Raw genomic sequence first — 22,107 nt, forward strand, 5'->3', positions numbered from 1 at the left:
AGCATGTAGTGCTGGTGTGGATAGTACTGACTTGAATGGTACGCTCCTTAATGGCACAGAGGCTTTAACAGGGTCTTTTTGTGAGGTGTATCTATAGTGCGTAGTGGTCTGATGCTCTTGGTATGGTGCCTTCTGATAAGCGGTGCTTGTCCACCCTCATTAAGTGCAGCTGAAGATAATGACTACAATGCGACAAAACTTCGTTTAGGTGTGTTTGCTCATAATAAAGGGTTGATTTCGAGTCGAGTCGAGCATGGCACCGACTTCAATGGCGAAGTTGTTTTTTCTCCAATAAATATCTTTTGGGATGCAGAACCGACCTTTGGTTTTATGCTCAATGGTATAGGGAATACCAGCTATCTGTATTCTGGTGTCAGTTGGGAGATTGACCTCTTTGAGGATGCAGATAACTCAGGTCTGTTCATTATCCCGTTCTTGGGCCTTTCGGTGCATAACGGGAAGCGTGAACCTGAAAGTAAGCGCAGAGGGCTAGGGTGTCGCGTGTTGTTTCGTGAAGCCATTGAAGTTGGTTGGCGGTTTTCCGGTTCTTCAAATCAGTGGGCCTTATCTGTATTGACCGATCACCTCTCCCATGGCGGTTTTTGTGAAGATCGGAATCAGGGGTTGGATAATACCGGCATTCGCTTTCATTGGTTCTATTAGTCTTTCAGAAGGTTCCTGTGTCGCTTTGCAATGGCGCTATTGGCGGCGATGAAAGTCGAGCTTTCGATAGCTTAGGGCTTCGGTGAGGTGGGTCGTGGAGATTAACTCGCTGTCTTCCAAATCCGCAACGGTACGAGCGACTTTTAAGATTCTATGATAGGAGCGAGCGGATAACCCCAGCTGTTCAATGGCTTGATTCATCAGATCAAAATCGGCTTGGCTGATTTGGCAGTGGGCTTCGATTTCCTTGGTGGACAACATGCTGTTTGGTTTATTGGTTCGTAGCAGTTGTCGGTTCCGGGCGCGTTCAACTCGCTGTTTCACGGTTTGGCTGGTTTCTTCTTGCTGTGAGCTGCCTGCGACCAACAGTTCCTTTGGAATGAGATTAACTTCAATTTGCAGATCAATTCGATCTAATAAAGGGCCTGAAATTTTGCTGCGATATTTTTCGATTTTCGCCGGAGTGCAGTAACAGATGTCGTTTGGTCCGCAGACTTTGCCACAAGGGGTTGGATTCATAGCTGCAATGAGCTGGAACTGGGCAGGGTATGTGATCTGATGCCTTGCTCGGGAAATGGTGATTTCTCCACTTTCCAAGGGCTCTCTTAATACTTCCAATACCTTGCGGTCGAACTCTGGTAACTCGTCTAAAAATAATACGCCTAAATGAGATTGGGTGATTTCTCCCGGTTTTGGGGTTGATCCGCCACCCACTAATGCCGCCGCAGATGAGCTGTGATGAGGCGTTCTAAAGGGTCGTCGTTTCCATTGGTTAATGTTCAAGGGGTTGCTGATGGATTGAACTTTGGCGATTTCCAGCGACTCTTGATGGGACACTTCCGGCAAGATGCTGGTCAGTCGGCTGGCCAGCATGGTTTTCCCCGTTCCGGGAGGGCCTGACATTAGTAAATTATGGTTTCCTGCTGCGGCGATCTCGAGCGCCCGTTTCGCTTGCGGTTGGCCTTTGATGTCGGAGAGGCAAAGCTGAAAAGAGGTATCTTGTGTTTTGTCTTGGACATCCTTGGTTGAGTAGTGGTCGAGCGTCGTTAATTCGTTGAGGTGGGCACATAGTTCGGACAGGTGTTTGATGGCAAGCACCGGATTGTTGCCGGGAAGACAGGCTTCTTCCGCATTAAGGTAAGGTACGATCGCTACTTTTCCTGCGTGATCAGCGGCAATGGCAGAGGGCAATATGGCACGAACGGAACGTACTTCGCCAGATAAAGATAACTCGCCTATGATTTCATAATTGCTCAATTGATCGGCTTTGATTTGGTTTGAGGCGGCGAGAATGCTGATGGCAATGGCTAAGTCATAACGACCGCCTTCTTTGGGAAGGTCGGCAGGCCCTAGATGAATGGTGATTCGGCCGAGCGGGAATTCAAACTCACTGTTAATAATGGCACTACGTACACGGTCCTTACTTTCTTTAACGGCTGTTTCAGGTAAGCCTACGATTGATAAAGATGGCAACCCGCCTGAAATATGGGTTTCGACGGTAACGAGAGGCGCATTCAAGCCTAAAGCTGCTCGCGTATGTATGACGGCCAATGACATAGTGTTGTGTTCCTGTTGCTGTAAGGTTTATCCACTGTAAGAAGGTGGTGCCACCCTAGGCAGAGCTTGAATCGTTAAATCACACCATTGGCTGACGCAGAACGAATAAGGTGTTCAGTTCTTTGAGGATTTCTTATTAGCCGAGAACGTATTTTCTTCCTAAACTAAAAGAAAATAATTAGACAGACAAAGAGGTTAGCTGTGCACGTCACACTTCTTCCGACGTTGGGCACACACTATTCATGAGGGAACTGCGTTCATTAAATTGTATGTTTAGGCATAGTTTTATACGGTTAGCTATGTGTTTTCCGCTGCTTTGTTTTAGTTCCTTCCATCTAATGGCATTTGAACCCTCTGATAGTCAACAACAGGCCATTGAACGGTGGCTTGATACTGAGTTCACGCCTTCCACGCTCAGCAAACAAGATCAGAAAAAAGAATTGTACTGGTTTGCTGAGGCCGCTCAGCCTTATCAAGATGTTGTCATTCGAGTGACGTCCGAACGGATCGATACGCACTGGTATGAAGCGACCCAGTTGGCCAAAGCCTTTTATGAGATTACGGGCATTCGTGTGTACCATGAGTTGACTGGTGAAGACGATGTCATCAAGAAGTTATCAACGCAAATTACGACCGGAATAAATCTATATGACGGCTATATCAATGACAGTGATTTGATTGGAGCCCACTTTCGACAGGGCGCGGTGTTGCCGATTTCTGAGATCATGATGAACGAGGCCATAACCCTGCCTACTCTGGATATTGATGATTTTATCGGCATTAAATTCACTTCTGGGCCTGATGGAGTGATCTATCAATTGCCTGATCAACAGTTTGCTAATCTCTATTGGTATCGCCATGACTGGTTTTCTCGACCCGAGTTGAAGCGTCAGTTTCAGGCGCTCTATGGCTATGAATTAAATGTGCCGGCCAATTGGTCGGCTTACGAAGATATTGCAGAATTTTTCTCTGTTCATGTGAAAGAGATTGATGGGGTACGAGTGTATGGCCATATGGATTATGGTCGGCGTGATCCTTCGTTGGGTTGGCGTTTCTCGGACGCCTGGTTGTCTATGGCGGGGACAGGAGACCCGGGCATTCCTAATGGCTTACCGGTGGATGAATGGGGCATTCGTATGGAAGGGTGTCGTCCAGTGGCAGTGTCGGTAGAGCGAGGTGGCGCTTTGGACGGGCCTGCGGCTGTCTATGCACTTAATCGTTACATCGATTGGTTAAATCGATTTGCGCCAGCTGAAGCTAAAACCATGAACTTTACTCAGGCTGGCGCTGTTCCGGGACAAGGAAACATCGCACAACAGATTTTCTGGTATACGGCGTTTACTGCGGCGTTGTCCGACCCTGAATTGGGTTTGTTAAATGAAGATGGCACTACCAAATGGCGAATGGCGCCTTCACCTAAAGGTGCGTATTGGGAAAAGGGCATGAAATTAGGTTATCAGGATGCTGGTTCATGGACGTTTCTTAAAAGTACACCGGAAAATCGTCGAAATGCGGCGTGGTTGTATGCACAGTTCCTCGTATCTAAGACGGTTTCTCTAAAAAAGACCTTGGTAGGCTTAACACCGATTCGGCGTTCGGATATTGAGTCGGAAAGCATGACTGAGATGGCGCCTAAGCTGGGAGGTTTGGTTGAGTTTTACCGAAGCCCTGCGCGTGAGCGGTGGACGCCGACAGGTATTAATGTCCCCGATTATACTAAGTTATCTCGTCATTGGTGGAGTAATGTGGCTGATGCCATCGAAGGTAAGGCTTCGCCTCAGGAAGCGATGAGTAAGATGGCCCAGGGTATGGAGACGGATTTAGTTTCAATGACCTTTGCTCGTGTTGATTGTGCGCCTCAGTTGAAGCCCAAACGCTATCGCAGCTTTTGGTTAAACCAACCAGGCGCACCAAAGGCTCAGAGGTTGGATGAAAAACCAGCAGGTAAGACCTTTAGTTACGAGGCGTCGCTATCCAGTTGGCTGGAGGATTAAAATGCGCAAGGTGGCTTGGTTAGTGGTTATCTTAATGAATGCCTGCTTGCTGGGGAGTCGAGTCTGGGGGGCGGATATTGTTACTTTAGTAACGCATGAGTCTAAGCCGTACGCTTGGGTCGATGAGTCAGGGCATATTAATGGTATGACGGTCGACATTGCTAATTTGATTTTTCAGCGAGCGAATATAAAGAAAAACTGGAAATTGATGCCTTCAAAGCGAGCTTATCGTTACGCAAAGACCAATATAAATACCTGTATTTTCCCGCTTCAGAGAAATCAGGAACGAGAGGCAGATTTCCAATGGGTCGGCCCGATTATGATCAATCGTTACGCTTTTTATACCTTGGAAAATAGTACCATTGAGTTAAATACCCTCGCCGATTTAAAGTCATTTAAAGTTGTGACTTATCTGGGGAGTGGTTTGAAGGAGTACCTGAGTGGCTTTGGTATTCGGGTGATTGAAACGCTGCAGGATGATATGGCGGCGACCATGGTGTCCTTGGGTCGAGCGAATGTCTGGGCAGCCGATGTGTACAATGTGCCGTATATGTTGGAAGCGCAAGAGCACAAGTTTGACGAAGAATTCATTTTTTTTACCAGCATCAGCGCCATGGCGTGCCATTTATCGATGCCAGAATCCTTGATTGCTGATCTACAGGAAGAGTTAACCGGCCTGTATCGTACGCTTGAGATTGCCAAAATAGTGCGTCGCTATGAACGATAATGTGCACTGCACTATTTTGACGCTTTTTGAGTGAGGCGTTTATGCCTTGTTTTGTTCCAGCTCAGACACCTTTTTTTCTAGTGCTTCAACCATTGCTCGGGTTCTGTGTAGAACTTCTGTCTGCGCATCGAACTCTTCCCGTGTTACTAGGTCCAGTTTGCTAAGCGCTGAAGATAACAGGATCTTTACATTGTTATGCAGTTCTTCTTGAGCCATTCTGGCTGCACCTGAAGCACCGGGTAATGCTTGTGTTAGTTGCGATGCCAGCGTGTTCAGCAAGTCATTAGGAATCATACCAATCTCCACATCTAATCTGTCTGCGGACATCCTAACTTAGAATGTCTGAATGAACCATCTATGTGCCTCATTCTGGCGAATAATTATTGAAATGCGCTATAGTGGGGTCGACTTTAATGCTTGTGCATCAAATTTGTGCATAAATTTTAGTCAATGGCCTGGGTTAATCCGAATGATTTAGGTCTGTTCAAAATTTTTATCTGTAACTTAATGAAAAATAAAGCTTTTTGAAAATGGGCACAGTCCATGCTCAAAGAGGGGTATATCGGATTGAGCTTTCAACAGGAATTAGAAAGCAGATCCAAAACGTTATAACTCAATTTTTAGGCTAATAACTCTTAGGGAGAACACCATGAAATTGGTAACCGCAATTATTAAGCCGTTCAAATTAGATGATGTACGTGAAGCATTATCTGAGATCGGCGTTCAAGGGATCACCGTTACTGAAGTAAAAGGCTTTGGTCGTCAAAAAGGCCATACCGAACTTTATCGCGGTGCTGAGTATGTTGTTGATTTTCTACCAAAAGTAAAAATCGAAGCAGCAATCTCAGAAGATCTAACAGATCAAGTGATCGATGCGATCAGCAAAGCAGCGAACACAGGCAAAATCGGTGACGGTAAAATTTTCGTGACCAGCCTGGAGCAAGCGATTCGTATTCGTACCGGTGAAACTGGCGCTGACGCGGTTTAATCCGTAAGCCTCTCACCTGAAAACAGTTAAGTTACAGATTTATAAGATAGAACAGGCTCATTCGGAGGGCTGAAGATGGAACAGGTAATGAATGACGTAAGTCAACTGCAGTATGCGGTTGATACATTTTATTTCCTAGTGTGTGGTGCACTGGTAATGTGGATGGCAGCTGGTTTCGCCATGCTAGAAGCAGGGTTGGTACGTTCTAAAAATACCACAGAAATTCTGACGAAAAACGTCGCGCTATTCGCAATCTCATGCACTATGTACATGGTTTGTGGTTATGCGATTATGTATAACGGTGCTGCAGAGCTATTTATGCTTAGTGGCATAGAGGCGAATGGTGTCACAGGTGCTGAAGATCCTGCTACTTATGCCCCATCAGCAGACTTCTTCTTTCAAGTAGTTTTTGTTGCTACAGCGATGTCAATTGTTTCTGGTGCAGTTGCTGAGCGTATGAAGCTATGGTCATTCCTTGCTTTTGCTGTTGTTATGACTGCTGTTATTTATCCGTTAGAGGGGTCTTGGACTTGGGGTGGTGCAGATGTCTTTGGTTTGTTTAACCTAGGGTCTTTAATTGAAAATGAAGTAGTTGACGGTGAAATGACGTACTATGGTTTCACTGATTTTGCTGGTTCTGGCATTGTTCATATGGCAGGTGCAGCAGCAGCATTGGCAGGTGTTCTTTTACTAGGTGCTCGTAAAGGTAAATACGGTCCTAACGGTGAGGTGAATGCGATTCCTGGTGCAAACCTTCCGCTAGCTACACTTGGTACATTCATTCTTTGGTTAGGTTGGTTTGGCTTCAATGGTGGTTCTGTACTTGCCTTGGCTAGTGTAGAAAGTGCGAATGCTGTCGCTGTTGTATTCATGAACACTAACGCAGCTGCTGCTGGTGGTCTGATTGGTGCTTTATTGCTTGCTCGTATTATGTTTAAGAAAGCTGATCTTACGATGGCATTGAACGGAGCTTTGGCGGGTCTGGTTGCTATTACTGCTGGACCAGATACTCCTACTGCCCTATCTGCAACAGTAATTGGTTTTGTAGGTGGTCTAATCGTTGTTCTTTCTATTATTGCAATGGATAAGATCAAGATTGATGATCCTGTAGGTGCTATTTCTGTGCATGGTGTGGTTGGCTTGTTCGGCGTGATGGTAGTTCCGTTTACTAATGACGGTACTCACTTTGCCGCTCAATTCCTAGGTGCACTAACTATCTTTATATGGGTATTTGTTGCAAGCTTGGTTGTTTGGGCAATCTTGAAGGCTGTAGTTGGTATTCGAGTTACAGAAGAAGAAGAATACGAAGGTGTGGACTTGGCAGAATGCGGTATGGATGCATACCCAGAGTTCACTCAGAAGTAATTGCTTCTTGCGCAATAAAAAGGCTCCTTCGGGAGCCTTTTTTGTATTTATGAATCAATAATTTCTAGTGTGAGATTAGAGATTAAAGTAAAACGGGTTATCTAAAGTGATAGATACTTGCTGCGCTATTAACGTTAATATTTTGGACTGTTCGAGAGCCTCTATTAGCTCCCGTATTATCAATCAGTTTTTCTATGTGCACTCGATCAATTGTGCCTAATGAATTAATGTTAATTCCGTCATAATAGTTAGTTGTTGTATGAGCTACCTCTGGTTGTTCAGTTGCGGATGAGTAATCTTCTGATGTAATGGGTAGCTGTTTAGAGTTAGGGTCATTAGCTAGAGTTTGATTCGCTTCATCCGCATTAATCGCGCTTTCTTCACGAGCTGAAAGGGTCGTATCAATTTGACCGCCTGCTGCGGTTGCACCGAATGGGTCGAGTACAACGGTTTCGCCCATTTCAGTATCCGTTAATGGTTCCACTGCATAGACCGAACCTGAGAAGGCTATTATTGCAAAAGAAATGCAGGACAGCTCTTTGATTGGTTTGAGGGTTTTCATAACATGATCCTGAAATGTAATTTTAAGTTATTATTTGTAATTCGATATTCTTACAGATTATAGGAGTCTTTTCTTTGTTAAAATGTGTCATGTGGTCAAAAAGCGAACAAAACCTAGATGGAAGTTCGTTCATGGCTTACGTGTTGATAAGAGATGGCCAGTAATATTACTGGCCTTTCATTATGGGCTAAGCATTTTTTATGAGTTTTATGACTTTATAACCATCTTTCAGTCCTAGCATGCAGGAGGTCGTCATAACGCCGCCCATGAGTGCGCCTCCAACACCAGCCGTGACAACATCCGCTCCAGTAAGGTAGAAGTTTTTAATCGGTGTTTCCGGATGTAACCAATCTTGTTTGAAACGTTCCACTGTGTGATCCACGCCATAAATTTCACCTTCTAAATTCCATTGGAACCATTGAGTTGAGATAGGAGTTGATAGCTCGTAATAATCCAATGCATCACGGAGTTGTGGCATTTCTTTGTACAGTACTTCCAGCATGTCTTGAGCAATGCGTTCTTTGAGGGTTTCGTAGTCTTCACCTCGCTTGTTCCAGGTTGAGTCAGACCATGGCGCAAAGTTTTGCCACTCTCCGACCGTGACAATCTCAACCGTAGATCGACCGGGATAACGCTCATCCCAGGTTGGATCTTTCGCTGATGGGAACGAGATGTAGATCAGAGGCAGGTTGCCTTCAGGTTTTTCTTTATAAACCCTTACGTTACTGTCGTGATCGTAATCTGGGTAAATCCACAGATTGGTTTTGTTAATGCCCAATTCTTCAGAGGAGCCTTTGAATCCAGCATAAATACAGAGATGGGCAGAGGATAATTTTACGCCCTTCTCGACATGCTTTAGATTATATTTTTTAGAGGCTTGTTCGGGTAATAATCGTTGAAGCGTGGGTAGTACGCCTATATTGCTGACCACTTGATCTGCATAGATTTGATCGCCATTTTGAAGCTGTACGCCGATGGCTTTATTGTTTTTTATGAGGACTTTATCAACGCCTGCATAGGTGAAGACTTCACCGCCGCTCTTTTGAATGACAGGAATGATCTTATTGGCGATCTGCCATGACCCGCCAACCGGGTAGTTACCGCCTGCAATGTAATGCTTGGCGACCATAGCATGCATCATAAAACTGGCTTCACCAGGAGGAAGCCCATAGTCACCCCATTGGCCGGTAAGTACGCCAATCAGTTTTTGATCTTGAGTGAGATCTTCTAAGACTTCGCGGGTTGTTTGGAAGAAATACTTCGGCAGGATGACATTGCGGACTTTGTTGTAGAGCCTACCAAAACGTCGTGGCAGCGCTTGTCCGGCAAAGAACTTAGGAACTTTGCTACTGACATCACTTAATAAATCCACGTAGGTGTCAATCGCTTTGGCTTCGTTTGGAAAGTGCTTTTTGAGTTCTTCCTTGAAGGGGCCGCGCCCTGCATAAAAATTATAGACTTCGTCATTGATGATGATTTTATCGTAGAGGTCATCCATAGGGGCCCATTCTAACTTTTTGTCAGAAATCGCATCAAAGACTTTTCGGATCATAGACCATGGCTTGTGTACTTCCCCAACGTAATGCACGCCTACATCCCATTCGTAACCGTTTCGTTCGTAGCTGTGGGTGTAGCCGCCAGCCGTGTAGTGTTGCTCAAGGACGCATACTTTCTTTCCAAGCTTGGAAAGTAATGCTGCATTACAGAGTCCTCCAATACCAGAGCCAATAACAATGGCGTCATAATGGTCCTCGGCTCTGCCAGTACGATATCGTTTTCCTGTTCTAACCATGGTCAAATCTCACTGTATTATTTTTATTCAGTTCTAATGTAGGGTGAAATTCGATAATATGCAACAAGTTGCATATATAAAGAGGCGTTTATGTCATTAAAGCATTCTTTGCTAGTGCTGCTGGCGGAGCAGTCGTCTACAGGGTATGAGTTATCCCAGAAATACAAAGAAGCCATTGGCTTCTTTTGGAAAGCCAGTCATCAGCAGATCTACAAACAATTAAAAGAGTTGACGGCTGATGGTTGGGTGACTTTTGAAGAGCAAAGCCAGCAAGGCAAGCCAGATAAGAAAAAGTATCAAGTTACTGACAGTGGTTTTCAGGAGTTACAGCGCTGGTTGTCATCTGAAATTAAACCGGCCAAAGCTAATGATGCGTTACTGGTGATGTTGTACGGAGGTAAGCATGTCGAACATCAGGTGCTTCTTCAGGAAATTGAGCGTCACAAGGGGTTGCATGAAAAGAACTTGAAGAAGCTAGAGGCCATTCAGGGCCTATACTTGTCGTTAAGTAAAGCTCAGCAAAAAGAGTATCGTTTGCCATATTTAACATTAAAACGGGGATTATCTTCTGAGAAAGCTTGGTTGCAATGGGCGGAGGAGGTTATTGAGGAATTATCTGATGCTGCTCAATAGCCATCTTAAAAAATGATTGAAGCCTTCTAAGGCCTTACTTTAGAGTGTGCTTTCTATAGAAGGTACTTGTTAATAACGTTGTAATGGAGAGGGTATGACCGGGATAACGGATTTGGACAGTCGTATTAGGTCTGATATTGAAGCACTGAATTCGGTTGAATTAAGAGATCACGCATTACAACAGTGGCAGATATTATTGGATTCCTCTTCCATCGATGCTCTGAATGGCCTGCTGACGTCTGCGGTATGCGGTGATCATGTAACTAAAGAGTTAGTTCGAGTGATAATAGGTAGTGATTATGTTGTGGATTGCATGGTGCGTTACCCTTCAATATTAAAGGCTCTGTCTGGGGCTGATTCTGAGGCTTCAAATGTCACAGGTTTTCATCTTTGGGCAAGTGTGCCAGAGGATTACTACGATCAACAAATCAAAGCATTGGTTGATATTTCAGAGAGCGAAGAGCAGTTATCTAAAAGTTTGCGGTTAGCTCGTCACCAAATGATGGTTCGTGTCATTTGGCGTGACTTCAATGGTTTGGCGGATTTGTTTGAGACTACGAGAGAGCTAAGTCGTTTCGCCGATGCCTGTGTGGAACATACCATGAATTGGCATACACAGGCCTTAATGCCAATTTGGGGTGAACCGCATGCCAAAGACTATGAGGGTAATTGGCATCCTCAGCGAATGTTGGTGCTGGGTATGGGGAAATTGGGGGCAGACGAGCTAAATCTCTCTTCCGATATTGACTTGATTTTTGTCTATCCAGAGTCCGGTTGGACAAAAAATGGTAAGCGAGAAATTTCCAACCAAGAGTTCTTTACGAAAGTGGGTCAAAAACTGATCCAGACGTTAGATGCTGTTACGTCAGAAGGCTTTGTTTTTCGAGTGGATATGCGTCTGCGCCCTTATGGTGACAGTGGCCCATTAGTGATGAGCTTCAATGCGTTGGAAAGTTACTATCAAAGTCAGGGGCGTGAGTGGGAACGCTACGCCATGATCAAGGCGCGGGTGATGGCTGGTAATCAGGAAAAAGCCCAAGAATTGATGACTATGTTGCGCCCGTTTGTTTATCGAAAATACATTGATTTCAGTGTCATTGAAGCGCTTCGTGGTTTGAAAGATATGATTAACCGTGAGGTTCGCCGAAAAGGCATGGAGCATAATATTAAGCTTGGCCGTGGCGGCATTCGTGAAATTGAATTTATTGCGCAAGTTTTCCAATTGATTCATGGTGGCTTGGATGTTCGGCTTCAAAACCGTTCATTGATGTCGGTGCTTCTTCAATTGCGTGAGGGTGGTATTTTAACGGAAGAGGCGTATGCCAATTTGGTATCGGCTTATCACTTTTTAAGGGATACCGAACATGCGCTGCAAGCGCTGCAAGATCGGCAAACGCAATTGCTTCCGGACGATACATTGCATCAATTGAGAGTTGCTCACGTGATGGGGTATGGCTCATGGGATGCATTCAGTGATGATCTGGTTGCGCATCGTAAAAACGTGGAAGCAGAGTTCGTTGACCTAATTCAGCCTGTGGATGAAGAGAGTGGCACTTCAGAGCCAGCTTTTTGTGATGGTTGGCGTTCAGTCTGGTTGGATGAGATGGAAGATAATGAAGCCATTGCTGTTTTTGAAGAGCAGTGCTTTGATGATGCGTCGGCCGCCTGGAAGTTGATAAAGGATTTAAAACAGAGCAAAAAAGTTCGAACACTTCAACGGGAAGGGCAAGAACGTTTGAATCAGTTTATTCCCAATCTGCTTCAACAATTGGCGTGCAGTAAACGTCCGACAGAAACTCTGTCGCGGGTGTTGATTTTGGTGGAAGCGGTTCTTCGTAGAACTGCGTATCTCGTCCTTTTGTTAGAAAACCCTGTTGCTTTAACTCAGTTAATTAAATTGTGTGATGCTAGCCCCTGGATTGCTAATCAGTTGGCGAAAACGCCTGTGATTCTGGATGAGCTTATCAACGTGTCTTCGCTGTATTCTCCGCCTAATAAATCGGAGCTTGAGGATGAGCTGCGCCAATATATGTTGCGCATTCCTGAGGATGATTTGGAAGCCTTGATGGAGGCTTTGAGGTATTTCAAAAATGCACACGTGTTAAGAGTGGCGGCGGCCGAGGTAACAGGTGCTTTGCCATTGATGAAAGCCAGTGATTACTTAACCTACATTGCTGAAGTTATTCTAGAGGCAGTTGTGGATATGTCTTGGCATCAGATGGTCGAGCGCTATGGCTATCCAACCGACGATCATGGGCCAGTCGCCAGACCGCAATTAATCGTGGTCGGTTATGGCAAGCTCGGGGGGATTGAGCTGAGTTATGGCTCGGATTTAGACATTGTCTTCATTCATGATGCCAGTGTAGCTAAATACACCAATGGTGATAAACAGGTCGATAATCAGACTTTCTATACGCGGATGGTTCAGCGCATTGTTCATATCATGACGACAATGATGCCATCGGGTGATCTTTATGAAGTGGATATGCGGCTTCGACCGGAAGGTAATTCCGGTATGCTGGTGGCCAGCTTAAAAGCGTTTAATGATTATCAGCACAAAAATGCATGGACATGGGAACATCAGGCGCTTGTGAGGGCTCGTGTGGTTGCAGGGTCGGCAGAATTAGCTGGAAAGTTTGAGCTGGTGAGAAAGGACGTGTTGTCGCAAGTTCCAGCGGAAGGGCTTAATGAATCGGTCGTTTCTATGCGGAAAAAAATGATGGCCAGTTTAGCTTCTGCTGAGGACGGGAATAAAGACGGTGTTTTCCATCTTAAGCATGATGCAGGCGGTATGGTCGATATTGAATTTATTAGTCAGTATGCGGTCTTAAAATTCGCTAAAGAATATCCTGGTATTCTTACTTGGTCGGATAATATTCGGATTCTTGAAACCATGGAGCGTCTGGGGTTGTTGGGTGAGGTTGAGGTTAATCAGCTGATTGATGCCTACAAGGCTTTCCGAATCGAAGGGCATCGAAAGATTCTCGATAATCAGAAGGTAGTGTTGTCTGGAGATGAGGTGTCTGAATATCAGGATTATCGTCAAAAAGTGATTAAAATATGGCAGCATTTTATGGTAGATAGCGTATAATGTTCCGCCAATTAAAAATCTGTCTATGAGTTTAACAAAGGAGTAAGAACATGGCTTTGCCTACTATGGCTGATCGTGACGGTCTGATTTGGCTTGATGGTGAAATGGTTGATTGGCGCGATGCCAAAGTCCATGTCCTTACCCATACATTGCACTACGGCATGGGCTGTTTTGAAGGTGTTCGTGCTTATGAGACTGATCAAGGTGCTGCGATTTTCCGTTTGCAAGAGCATACTGATCGTTTGTTCCGTTCTGCACATATTCTAGGAATGGAAATTCCATATACAAAAGAAGAGATTAATCAGGCTCAAAAAGATGCGGTTGCTAAGAATAATTTGAAGCAAGCCTATCTTAGACCTATGGTGTTCTTTGGTTCTGAAGGCATGGGACTACGTGCAGATAATCTGAAAGTGCATGTGATGGTTGCCGCTTGGGAGTGGCCTGCTTACATGGGTGAAGAAGCGAAGACGAAAGGTATTCGTATTCGTACTTCTTCTTACACGCGTCACCATGTAAACATCACCATGTGTAAAGCGAAAGCGAACGGTAACTACATGAACTCCATGTTGGCGTTGCGCGAAGCATTGGAAAGCGGCTGTGAAGAAGCCTTGTTGCTGGATAATGAAGGCTATGTAGCTGAAGGGTCTGGTGAGAACATCTTTATCGTTCGTGACGGTATTATTTATACCCCTGAATTAACGTCATGCCTTGACGGTATTACTCGTAATACCATCTTTAAGTTCGCTGCAGACCTTGGTTATGAAGTAAAAGAGAAGCGTATTACTCGTGATGAAGTGTATGTTGCAGACGAAGCTTTCTTCACTGGTACGGCGGCTGAAGTATTGCCAATTCGTGAACTGGATGGTCGTAAGATTGGTTCTGGGGTTCGTGGTCCTATCACCGAACAATTGCAGACCATGTACTTTGATCAGGTAATGGGTAAACGGAATGAATACCCTGAATGGTTGGCTTTGGTTAAATAAGCGACTGATATAATTATAAAAACCACATACTTGGCAATTAACCTTCTATGTTAGTCGTCAATATGTGGTTTTTTGCTTTTTGTCTGCTTTGAGAAAATCCAATGTTGGCAATACCTATCTTCCCAATTTGAAAAGATGAAGTGATGTCGAAAAGGAAAGATTTAGACGGTGATTTAACACCCGTACAAGTGTATTTGAGATTATTGTCGTATGTAAAATCTCAATGGTGGCTGTTTGTTTTAAGCTTTATAGGATACGCGATTTATTCGGCTTCTCAGGCTGGCTGGCCAGAAATTATTGGCTTGGTGGTAGAAGAGAGCCCAGATATTCCTTTTGATTTAGAAAAGTTTATTGCCTTGCCCATCGCTGTTCTGGTGATGTTTTTTGTTCGAGGCATTGGTAGTTTTATCGGACAGTATTCTATTTCGATTGTCGCTCAAAAGTTAGTGCATGCACTTAGAGTCGAAGTCTTTAAGAAGGTGTTGTCTCTGCCAGCGTCCTACTTTTCGTCGACTTCTTCCGGTCATCTGTTATCCAAAATTACCTTTAATACCACTCAAGTTGTTGGTGCCGCCACCGAGGCAATTACGGTCTTGCTGCGTGAAGGCATGACCGTGATTGCGTTGTTGGGATACATGATTTACTTGAGTTGGGAGTTGACGCTTATCTTTCTAACGTCCATGCCATTTATTGCCTTTGCTATTGGTTATGCGTCTAAGCGATTCCGACTGTTAAGTAAGCGTATTCAGAATTCAATGGGTGATATCACTCAGTCTGCTTCTGAGTCTGTGCAGGGGTTTCAAGAGATTCGCATTTTTGGCGGTGAAAACTATGAATATGATCGCTTCAATGGTGCTAGTACTTACTCTGCTAGGCAGGGTATAAAGCTGGCGCTGGTTCGATCCATTAACACCCCCGCGGTACAAATGCTGATAGCCATTCCGATGTCGGTCTTGGTGTATATCGGTTTGAATCCTGAGTATTTGTCGGAGATTAATGAAGCGCTGTTCATTCAGTACATTACTGCTGCTGGGCTGGTTGCGAAGCCGATCAGAACCTTGACGAATATCAACAGCAAAATGCAAAAGGGAATTGCGGCGGCAAGTACGTTATTCGAGTTACTGGATACTCAAATCGAGAAAGATCATGGCACTAAGACTCTTGCCGATGTGAAAGGGAATCTTTTGTTTGAGAGGATTTCTTTTGGCTATGAGCAAGGTAAGACAGTCCTGAGTGACTTTTCTCTTGATATTAAGGCAGGAGAGATGGTCGCCATTGTTGGTCATTCTGGCAGTGGTAAAAGTACTTTAGCAAGCTTGCTACCACGATTTAATGACCCACAATCCGGTGACATTCTATTAGACGGAATACCAATTCAAGAGTTGGATCTTAAGTTTTTAAGGGAACAAATTGCTTTGGTCAGCCAGAATGTCTTTTTGTTTAAGGGATCGCTTAAAGACAATATTGCTTATGGGGAGTTGGTTGGTGCAGATGAAGCTTCAATTATGAAAGCCGCGCAGTCAGCCTATGTCATGGAATTTGCCGAGGCGCTTGAACACGGTTTAGACACTGAGATCGGTGAACGTGGATTAATGCTCTCAGGTGGTCAGCGTCAGCGATTGGCGATTGCTCGAGCGATTCTAAAGGACGCGCCTATTTTGATTTTGGATGAAGCAACTTCCGCACTCGATAATGCCTCTGAACGCTATATTCAAGCAGCAATGAATGAAGTCATGAAAGGGCGAACCACTATCGTGATCGCTCATCGATTGTCGACGATTGTGGGGGCTGATCGAATTGTAGTGATGGAAGCCGGTGAAATTAAGGAAATTGGTAGCCACGATGAACTGCTGGCCAAACAAGGCGTGTATGCTGAGCTGTATCAAAGCCAGTTTGAAGAGTAGCCATGATGCAACCAACGACTATTAATGTTTGTTTTGTCACGGATGAAAAACCGGGACATAAAAATCAGTTGCTTGGTTTGGAGCAGTCGTTGAAGTTGCAGGTGAATATTGTTAGTCAGTGGGTATCTGTTTCCGATGTGTCGGTCTCATGGGGTGACGTACTTTTTAAGCGACTGAATCTTCAGTTGAGTCAGGTTCCTGATATTGTGGTAGGTGCCGGTAGTGCAACCCATAAGTTAGTGTTGGCTATAAAGCGGAAGTTTAAATGCTTTTCAGTGTTGTTGATGAAACCAAGCTTGATACCTATCAGCTGCTTTGATGCTTTGGTTATCCCTGAACATGATAATCCACCTGACAAGTCTTCTATTTATAAGAGTTGTGGTGTTTTAAATAAAGTTAGGCCAAGGGATCCGAACTACCAACCGACCCGAAATGGATTGATTTTGATTGGTGGACAGTCAAAGCACTTTCAGTGGGATTCAGATTCCATCTGGCAGCAAGTGAGGCAGATTGTCTCTGACACACAGGATGTTGATCATTGGGTGTTGGGGGATTCTCGCAGAACTCCGCAAGATTTTAAGGATCTAGTATCGCAAGATATGTTGTCTCAAGACTTGTTATCTCCGAAACTGTCTGAGCAATTGACTTATGTTCGGCATGACGAGGTTTCTTCTGATTGGTTGCCAACTCAGATGGCACAGTCGGATCGGATATGGATAACACCAGACAGTGTTTCTATGGTGTATGAAGCGCTTACTTCAGGGGCTGAGACTGGAGTTCTTGAATTACAAGCTCCTAAGCAAGGCCGAATTCAGGCGGGTTTAGAGAAGTTAATAAATGATGGATTAGTCAGGCAACGACCTGATCAAGAGCTGCCGATTCAGAAATTTCGAGTTTTCTGTGAGGCAGATAAGTCGGCAGAGTGGATAATTGGTAAATATCTTGGCTCGAAGAAGTTAGGGAATGATTAATGCTGAAGAAACTTAGACTTAAGAGGGCAAAGCGCAGGGAAGAAATGCTCTATCGATATCGTGCTGTTGAAATGGGAATGTACTTACAATCTCAAGCGTTAAACAGTAAACGATCCGGTATTGGCAATATTAAAGACCAAGAAATAGTTGTTTCGTTGACCAGTTTTCCGGCTCGTATTAACGATGTATATTTGACGATTGAGAGTCTATTTCAACAATCACTACAAGCCGACCGTGTTATTCTTTGGTTGTCTGAAGAAAACTTTCCGAATGGAGAAAAAGAGCTGCCTGAAATTTTGCTTAAGCAAAAAGAACGTGGATTGGAAATTGAGTTTGTTGCAGGAGATTTGGGGCCTTATAAAAAGATCATCTATTCATTGGAGCGATTCCCTCAAGCGCTGATTATTACTTTCGATGATGATGTTCTGTATCCTGTGGATGCCATAGATCTTTTATATCGAGCGTATATTAGGCAACCCGGCGTGATTCATTGTCATCGTGGACATCGTATGCTTCATTCTACGTCAGGTTCTTTACAGTCCTATCAAAACTGGGAGATGTCCATCCAGACCTCTAGTGCAGCATACGATATTTTTCCTACCGGTATTGGTGGTGTCTTGTATTTCCCAGGTGCGTTAGACGAGTGTGTCTTTGATCGAGAGATCTTTCAGGCATTGGCGCCTAATGGCGACGATATATGGCTTAAAGCTATGTCGTTAAAGAAAGGCGTTCCTTGCAAGCCGGTTGAAGATGAGCGTCCCTGGAAATCTCGTTTGTTGATGATTGAGGGGTCGCAAGAAGTGTCTTTGACGAAAGAGAATAAGTCTAAGTCCAAAGGAAATGACTCAAAAATTGAGGCTGTGTTTGATCATTTTCAGCTTTGGGATCAACTAAAGGCACCTTATGGAAAATAGTTCGTTAAAGGTAGTGCAAGTACTGCCCGAGCTAAACTCGGGGGGCGTTGAACGCGGAACCATAGAGTTTGCGAAGGTTCTTGTTGAGAAAGGGCATGAGTCTATCGTTATCTCTAATGGCGGACGTCAGGTAGAGCGCTTGGAATCGGAAGGTTCTCGTCATATTTCATTGCCAGTACATAAAAAGTCCCCGGCTTCGTTATTACAAGTAAAGAAAATGCGAGCTTTGTTGCAGGAATTAAAGCCAGATATTATCCATGTTCGTTCTCGTGTTCCGGCGTGGATTGTTTGGCTTGCTTGGAGAAAACTTCCCAAAACCACGCGACCTAAGCTGATTTCAACCTTTCATGGCATGTATTCCATCAATGCCTATAGTGCGATTATGGCGAAGGCCGAGCAGATTATCGCTATATCGGATTGTGTTTACGATTATATCGTTGAAAATTACGACGTTAATAAGGATCGGATTACTCGAATTTTTCGAGGCTTGGATCGTTCTGCGTTTTCTGATTTGTCTGGATCAGGCGCATGGCTTCAACAGTTGAACCTTGATTATCCTGAAACTAAGGCTAAGAAACTGATTCTAATGCCGGGGCGTTTAACCCGTTGGAAAGGACAAGAAGCCTTCATTGAAATGATGGCATTGTTAATCAAAAAAGATTCTTCATTCCATGGTTTAATCGTTGGTGAGGCGGATTCGAATAAGGTTCACTATGAAGATGAGCTGCGAAATTTATGTGTGAACCGTGGTGTTGATCAGCATATTAGCTTTTTAGGGCATCGCTCGGATATTCCCTATTTGTATAAAGCTGCAGAAATAACCTGCCATATGTCGAATAAAGCAGAGCCTTTTGGTCGTACTGTGCCAGAAGCACTGGCAACCGGGTGTATGGTGGTTGCCTTTAATCGTGGTGGTGCCAGTGAGTCGTTGAATGCTGCTTTTCCCGAAGGGCTTGTTGATGCAGATGACATTAAAGCGTTTGCTGATCGTATTTATGAATTGGCTCATCAAGTTAAAAAACCGAATATTACGTTACCGGATGAGTTTTATTTAGAAACTCAGGCAGAAGAAACAATTAAGGTTTATCGCAAGGCTATTGCAGGCGAAAACAGACTTTAACATTTTTGAGTAAGTGAGTTACAAGATAATGAGAGTTCTCCATATTGCTTACCAGCAGCTGCGTCGTTACGGAAAGACTCGTGTGAGTTGGGCGCAAAAGCTGACGTTTGGTTTGATTAAAAATGATCACTTTACTCAAGTTTTTAGTGATCGGGATGTGGCTGCTTTTGAAGCACCTTTGGGGATTCGAGACTTAGGCAAAAAGGCAGCAAATAAGCGTCTTTTACAAACGGTAGAAGCGTTTGAACCTGACTTAGTCATTGCAGGCCATTGTGACATGATTCCCAATGAGACCTTGTTGGAAATCAGGAAGTTAATGCCTGCGTGTAAGATAATTCACTGCAATAACGACCCGTTGTTTGTACCAAGTAATGTGGAACGTATTAATTATCGCGCTGATGTCTGTGATGCGGTGTTTGTATCGACAGGGCGTCCCGAGCTTAAGATTTTTGAAGGGCGAAAGGCGCGGGTTTATCACATGCCAAATCCGGTAGATCCATCTATTGAGTGTCTTGATAACTCAGTAAAAGACAGTTCCGAATTACCTATTGATCTGTTGTTCTGCAGTAACAGTACCAACTTCACCAAGCGTCTTGAGATGATTGGGCGAATGAAAGAAGTTTTAGATCCTCATATGGCGTTTAAAACCTATGGTAGTTTTGGTGAAGAACCTGTGTGGGGCCGAGATTACGATAGAGCACTATCTAACACTAAGATGGGATTGAACTTTAATCGTCAGGAAGGCTTTTACTGGTATTCGAGCGCTCGTATGGCACAGTTGGCAGGTAATGGCATTCTACAATTTACCCATGAGTCGCCACGCTTTGATGAGCTATTGCCTGAAGAAAGTGCCGTGTATTTCAAGGATGAAGATGATCTGAATGCGAAGATCTTAGAGTTTCATGCTGATGACGCGAAGCGTAAACATTGGGCGTCCAGAGCTCGAACGTTTTTCCAAGACGAAATGAATTCAACGTTGAATGCTCAATATATTCTTGAAGCTTCTCTAGAGATCCCGTTTTCACATGATTATGTGTGGGCAAGAGATATTAACTTAGATGGTTCAATGAAATGACATTGAAGGTTTCCGAGATACAACCTTTTGCCAGAGGCGGAAACCGTCTTTGTTTTGTGCACCCTGAAGATACAGGGCGTTGCATAAAGGTTCGTAGGCCTGACTTCACCTTGGAAGACTTGAGGCGAAAAAAAGGGTTCCCAAAGAACCTAAAGCCATTATCTAGTTTTGATGATAACGCCGAAGAATATAAGGTGATGACTGCGTTACATAAGCGTCTCGGTGAGCCTTTATATCAATTAGTCAGCCGCTGTTTTGGGTTTGAAGAGACAGACATGGGCAAGGGCTTGGTATCTGAGTTAATTCGGGACGAAGCCGGTTCGGTATCTCATACGCTCAAGCAGGTTATTTGGGATGAGGGCTATACTGAAGAGTGTCAGCGCGCCGTGGGTGAGTTTATTGCTGGCTGGAACGCTTTGGGTGTTCCTTCTCGAGATCTCTTGGTGCACAACATTGTCGTGCAACGGTGTTTGGATGGTTCGATACAGCGATTGGTTGTTATTGACGGATTAGGTAGTTCAAGTATTCTTCCCGATTTTCTTTTTCCTCAGTCCTACTTTATTAAGAAAGCTCACAGAAAAACCGAAAACTTGAGAGAGCGTATTAATATTTTGCTGGCGGCTCGTGCAAAAGGGGAGTTTCCAGGAACCCACGGTTTGTTAATGCATGAAGGCATCCAGACGGGCAAGTAATTAATTATTGAGAGTATGTATGACTCAGAAAACCTTAAAAGTTGCGCAGGTCTTATCGGGTGCAGAAAAAGGCGGGGCTGAAAACTTCTTTGTTCGGTTAGTAAAAGGCTTGGAAGGTCAAGAAGGTTACCAACAAAAGGCTTTTATTCGTGATCATAAAGCTCGTGTTGATGACTTATCCAATGCTGGCGTTGAGGTTGAGGGCTTTAGCTTTGGTGGTAAGCTCGATTTCTTGGGGCGTTATAAATATCGGAAGGCATTGAACGCTTTTCACCCCGATATTGTGTTGACCTATATGAATCGCGCAAGTGGATATACTCCAAGTGGTGATTACATTTTAGTTAATCGGTTAGGTCATTATTATAATCTCAAGTATTACAAACATTCGGATTACTGGATCGGTATATCCAAAGGCATTTGCCAGCACTTGATTGATGGCGGAATGCCGAAAGAGCGAGTCTTTCATATTCCAAACTTTGCTGATGAGACAGAGGTGTCACCGCTTCCACGAGATAGCTTTGATACACCAACGGATAAGCCGCTGATTCTTGCAGCGGGTCGTCTGCATACCAACAAGGGATTTGATACCTTGTTAAAGTCTTTGGTGAATGTACCGGATGCAACCTTATGGCTGGCCGGTGCTGGTCCGGAAGATGAAAGTTTAAAACAGTTAGCAGCCTCTTTAGGCGTTATCAATCGAGTGCGCTTTTTGGGGTGGCGTACTGATGTGACGGCCTTGATGCGTACCACTGATGTGTTTGTCTGCCCTTCTCGCCATGAGGGACTGGGGTCTATTGTGATGGAATCCTGGGCGCATAAATGTCCGATTATTGCGACTAAGTCTCAAGGGCCAGGAGAAGTCATTGATCATGAAGTGACGGGTATTTTGACCGAAATTGATGACGTTGAAGAGCTTACTGGTGCAATCAATCGCGTGTTGGGTTCGGAAGAGTTAAGGCATCAATTAGTGACGCAAGCGTATGAAGGCTATCAAAAAGGTTACAGCCAAGAGTACATTGTCTCTGAATACATCAGGCTTTTTAATCATTTACGAGACATTCATTCAGCGAAATAAG

General features: G+C 44.3%; 19 protein-coding genes. 15 read left to right on the forward strand and 4 right to left on the reverse strand.

The window, feature by feature from the left end:
* Positions 1-96: 96 nt before the first annotated feature.
* Complete coding sequence (locus ACFOEK_RS18690; RefSeq protein ID WP_386722995.1) at positions 97-663, forward strand: acyloxyacyl hydrolase; 567 nt, start codon at positions 97-99, stop codon at positions 661-663.
* 36 nt (positions 664-699) lie between these two features.
* Here ACFOEK_RS18690 and ACFOEK_RS18695 read toward each other — a convergent pair whose 3' ends face one another.
* Positions 700-2,220: a YifB family Mg chelatase-like AAA ATPase gene (locus ACFOEK_RS18695; RefSeq protein WP_386722996.1), complete on the reverse strand. Its 1,521-nt coding sequence runs from the start codon at positions 2,218-2,220 to the stop codon at positions 700-702.
* Positions 2,221-2,558: 338 nt separating this feature from the next.
* Between ACFOEK_RS18695 and ACFOEK_RS18700 the strand changes: the two genes are divergently transcribed.
* A complete protein-coding gene (locus ACFOEK_RS18700) occupies positions 2,559-4,214 on the forward strand; it encodes an ABC transporter substrate-binding protein (protein WP_386722997.1) in 1,656 nt (551 codons plus the stop codon).
* Between the two features lies 1 nt (position 4,215).
* Positions 4,216-4,941 carry a substrate-binding periplasmic protein gene (locus ACFOEK_RS18705; protein WP_386722998.1) on the forward strand — a complete coding sequence of 242 codons (726 nt, stop codon included), beginning with the start codon at positions 4,216-4,218 and terminating at the stop codon, positions 4,939-4,941.
* Between the two features lie 39 nt (positions 4,942-4,980).
* Here the strand turns inward: ACFOEK_RS18705 and ACFOEK_RS18710 are convergent, their stop codons facing one another.
* On the reverse strand, positions 4,981-5,235 hold the full coding sequence (locus ACFOEK_RS18710; protein ID WP_449280228.1) for an accessory factor UbiK family protein: 255 nt from the start codon (positions 5,233-5,235) through the stop codon (positions 4,981-4,983).
* A 355-nt stretch (positions 5,236-5,590) separates the two neighbouring features.
* On the opposite strand from ACFOEK_RS18710, the gene glnK reads away from it, so the two are divergent.
* The gene (glnK, locus tag ACFOEK_RS18715) at positions 5,591-5,929 is read left to right on the forward strand and encodes a P-II family nitrogen regulator (RefSeq protein WP_284382534.1); all 339 of its coding nucleotides are present in this window, start codon (positions 5,591-5,593) and stop codon (positions 5,927-5,929) included.
* A gap of 87 nt (positions 5,930-6,016) precedes the next feature.
* Positions 6,017-7,294 (forward strand): ammonium transporter, encoded by a 1,278-nt coding sequence (locus ACFOEK_RS18720; protein WP_386722999.1) that lies wholly within the window; start codon positions 6,017-6,019, stop codon positions 7,292-7,294.
* A 97-nt stretch (positions 7,295-7,391) separates the two neighbouring features.
* On the opposite strand, the gene ACFOEK_RS18725 is transcribed toward ACFOEK_RS18720, so the two are convergent.
* Positions 7,392-7,856: a hypothetical protein gene (locus ACFOEK_RS18725; RefSeq protein ID WP_386723000.1), complete on the reverse strand. Its 465-nt coding sequence runs from the start codon at positions 7,854-7,856 to the stop codon at positions 7,392-7,394.
* 187 nt (positions 7,857-8,043) lie between these two features.
* A complete protein-coding gene (locus ACFOEK_RS18730) occupies positions 8,044-9,648 on the reverse strand; it encodes a phytoene desaturase family protein (RefSeq protein ID WP_386723001.1) in 1,605 nt (534 codons plus the stop codon).
* A gap of 90 nt (positions 9,649-9,738) precedes the next feature.
* Here ACFOEK_RS18730 and ACFOEK_RS18735 point away from each other — a divergent pair, with 90 nt between their 5' ends.
* The 10 genes from ACFOEK_RS18735 to ACFOEK_RS18780 all read left to right on the forward strand — a co-directional run bounded on the left by ACFOEK_RS18735 (position 9,739) and on the right by ACFOEK_RS18780 (position 22,106).
* The gene (locus ACFOEK_RS18735; protein ID WP_386723002.1) at positions 9,739-10,281 is read left to right on the forward strand and encodes a PadR family transcriptional regulator; all 543 of its coding nucleotides are present in this window, start codon (positions 9,739-9,741) and stop codon (positions 10,279-10,281) included.
* Between the two features lie 94 nt (positions 10,282-10,375).
* Positions 10,376-13,372 carry a bifunctional [glutamate--ammonia ligase]-adenylyl-L-tyrosine phosphorylase/[glutamate--ammonia-ligase] adenylyltransferase gene (gene glnE, locus ACFOEK_RS18740; protein WP_386723003.1) on the forward strand — a complete coding sequence of 999 codons (2,997 nt, stop codon included), beginning with the start codon at positions 10,376-10,378 and terminating at the stop codon, positions 13,370-13,372.
* A gap of 50 nt (positions 13,373-13,422) precedes the next feature.
* Positions 13,423-14,355 carry a branched-chain amino acid transaminase gene (locus ACFOEK_RS18745; RefSeq protein ID WP_386723004.1) on the forward strand — a complete coding sequence of 311 codons (933 nt, stop codon included), beginning with the start codon at positions 13,423-13,425 and terminating at the stop codon, positions 14,353-14,355.
* Positions 14,356-14,498: 143 nt separating this feature from the next.
* Entirely contained in the window at positions 14,499-16,259 is a 1,761-nt protein-coding gene (gene msbA / locus ACFOEK_RS18750; protein WP_386723005.1) for a lipid A export permease/ATP-binding protein MsbA, read from the forward strand.
* A gap of 2 nt (positions 16,260-16,261) precedes the next feature.
* A complete protein-coding gene (locus ACFOEK_RS18755) occupies positions 16,262-17,230 on the forward strand; it encodes a mitochondrial fission ELM1 family protein (protein ID WP_386723006.1) in 969 nt (322 codons plus the stop codon).
* Positions 17,230-18,144, forward strand: coding sequence for a hypothetical protein (locus ACFOEK_RS18760; RefSeq protein WP_386723007.1), 915 nt, complete (start codon positions 17,230-17,232; stop codon positions 18,142-18,144). The genes ACFOEK_RS18755 and ACFOEK_RS18760 overlap by 1 nt, the downstream gene beginning before the upstream one ends.
* Positions 18,134-19,264: a glycosyltransferase family 4 protein gene (locus ACFOEK_RS18765; RefSeq protein WP_386723008.1), complete on the forward strand. Its 1,131-nt coding sequence runs from the start codon at positions 18,134-18,136 to the stop codon at positions 19,262-19,264. The genes ACFOEK_RS18760 and ACFOEK_RS18765 overlap by 11 nt, the downstream gene beginning before the upstream one ends.
* Before the next feature lie 28 nt (positions 19,265-19,292).
* Positions 19,293-20,339: a glycosyltransferase family protein gene (locus tag ACFOEK_RS18770; protein ID WP_386723009.1), complete on the forward strand. Its 1,047-nt coding sequence runs from the start codon at positions 19,293-19,295 to the stop codon at positions 20,337-20,339.
* Positions 20,336-21,031 (forward strand): YrbL family protein, encoded by a 696-nt coding sequence (locus ACFOEK_RS18775; RefSeq protein ID WP_386723010.1) that lies wholly within the window; start codon positions 20,336-20,338, stop codon positions 21,029-21,031. Before ACFOEK_RS18770 ends, ACFOEK_RS18775 begins: the two co-directional genes overlap by 4 nt.
* Before the next feature lie 19 nt (positions 21,032-21,050).
* A complete protein-coding gene (locus tag ACFOEK_RS18780) occupies positions 21,051-22,106 on the forward strand; it encodes a glycosyltransferase (RefSeq protein WP_386723011.1) in 1,056 nt (351 codons plus the stop codon).
* Position 22,107 lies beyond the last annotated feature (1 nt).

Origin of the sequence: Litoribrevibacter euphylliae, assembly GCF_042646085.1 — a bacterium.
Classification (GTDB): domain Bacteria; phylum Pseudomonadota; class Gammaproteobacteria; order Pseudomonadales; family Litoribrevibacteraceae; genus Litoribrevibacter; species Litoribrevibacter euphylliae.

What these genes read in the sequence shown, in the direction of transcription:
- ACFOEK_RS18710 (WP_449280228.1), bottom strand. Translation starts at nt 5,235, where the DNA reads ATGATTCCTAATGACTTGCTGAACACGCTGGCATCGCAACTAACACAA.
- ACFOEK_RS18760 (WP_386723007.1), top strand. Translation starts at nt 17,230, where the DNA reads ATGCTGAAGAAACTTAGACTTAAGAGGGCAAAGCGCAGGGAAGAAATG.
- ACFOEK_RS18775 (WP_386723010.1), top strand. Translation starts at nt 20,336, where the DNA reads ATGACATTGAAGGTTTCCGAGATACAACCTTTTGCCAGAGGCGGAAAC.
- ACFOEK_RS18765 (WP_386723008.1), top strand. Translation starts at nt 18,134, where the DNA reads ATGGAAAATAGTTCGTTAAAGGTAGTGCAAGTACTGCCCGAGCTAAAC.
- ACFOEK_RS18745 (WP_386723004.1), top strand. Translation starts at nt 13,423, where the DNA reads ATGGCTTTGCCTACTATGGCTGATCGTGACGGTCTGATTTGGCTTGAT.
- ACFOEK_RS18735 (WP_386723002.1), top strand. Translation starts at nt 9,739, where the DNA reads ATGTCATTAAAGCATTCTTTGCTAGTGCTGCTGGCGGAGCAGTCGTCT.
- ACFOEK_RS18780 (WP_386723011.1), top strand. Translation starts at nt 21,051, where the DNA reads ATGACTCAGAAAACCTTAAAAGTTGCGCAGGTCTTATCGGGTGCAGAA.
- ACFOEK_RS18730 (WP_386723001.1), bottom strand. Translation starts at nt 9,648, where the DNA reads ATGGTTAGAACAGGAAAACGATATCGTACTGGCAGAGCCGAGGACCAT.
- ACFOEK_RS18700 (WP_386722997.1), top strand. Translation starts at nt 2,559, where the DNA reads ATGGCATTTGAACCCTCTGATAGTCAACAACAGGCCATTGAACGGTGG.
- glnK (WP_284382534.1), top strand. Translation starts at nt 5,591, where the DNA reads ATGAAATTGGTAACCGCAATTATTAAGCCGTTCAAATTAGATGATGTA.
- ACFOEK_RS18770 (WP_386723009.1), top strand. Translation starts at nt 19,293, where the DNA reads ATGAGAGTTCTCCATATTGCTTACCAGCAGCTGCGTCGTTACGGAAAG.
- glnE (WP_386723003.1), top strand. Translation starts at nt 10,376, where the DNA reads ATGACCGGGATAACGGATTTGGACAGTCGTATTAGGTCTGATATTGAA.
- msbA (WP_386723005.1), top strand. Translation starts at nt 14,499, where the DNA reads ATGTCGAAAAGGAAAGATTTAGACGGTGATTTAACACCCGTACAAGTG.
- ACFOEK_RS18720 (WP_386722999.1), top strand. Translation starts at nt 6,017, where the DNA reads ATGAATGACGTAAGTCAACTGCAGTATGCGGTTGATACATTTTATTTC.
- ACFOEK_RS18705 (WP_386722998.1), top strand. Translation starts at nt 4,216, where the DNA reads ATGCGCAAGGTGGCTTGGTTAGTGGTTATCTTAATGAATGCCTGCTTG.
- ACFOEK_RS18725 (WP_386723000.1), bottom strand. Translation starts at nt 7,856, where the DNA reads ATGAAAACCCTCAAACCAATCAAAGAGCTGTCCTGCATTTCTTTTGCA.
- ACFOEK_RS18755 (WP_386723006.1), top strand. Translation starts at nt 16,262, where the DNA reads ATGATGCAACCAACGACTATTAATGTTTGTTTTGTCACGGATGAAAAA.
- ACFOEK_RS18695 (WP_386722996.1), bottom strand. Translation starts at nt 2,220, where the DNA reads ATGTCATTGGCCGTCATACATACGCGAGCAGCTTTAGGCTTGAATGCG.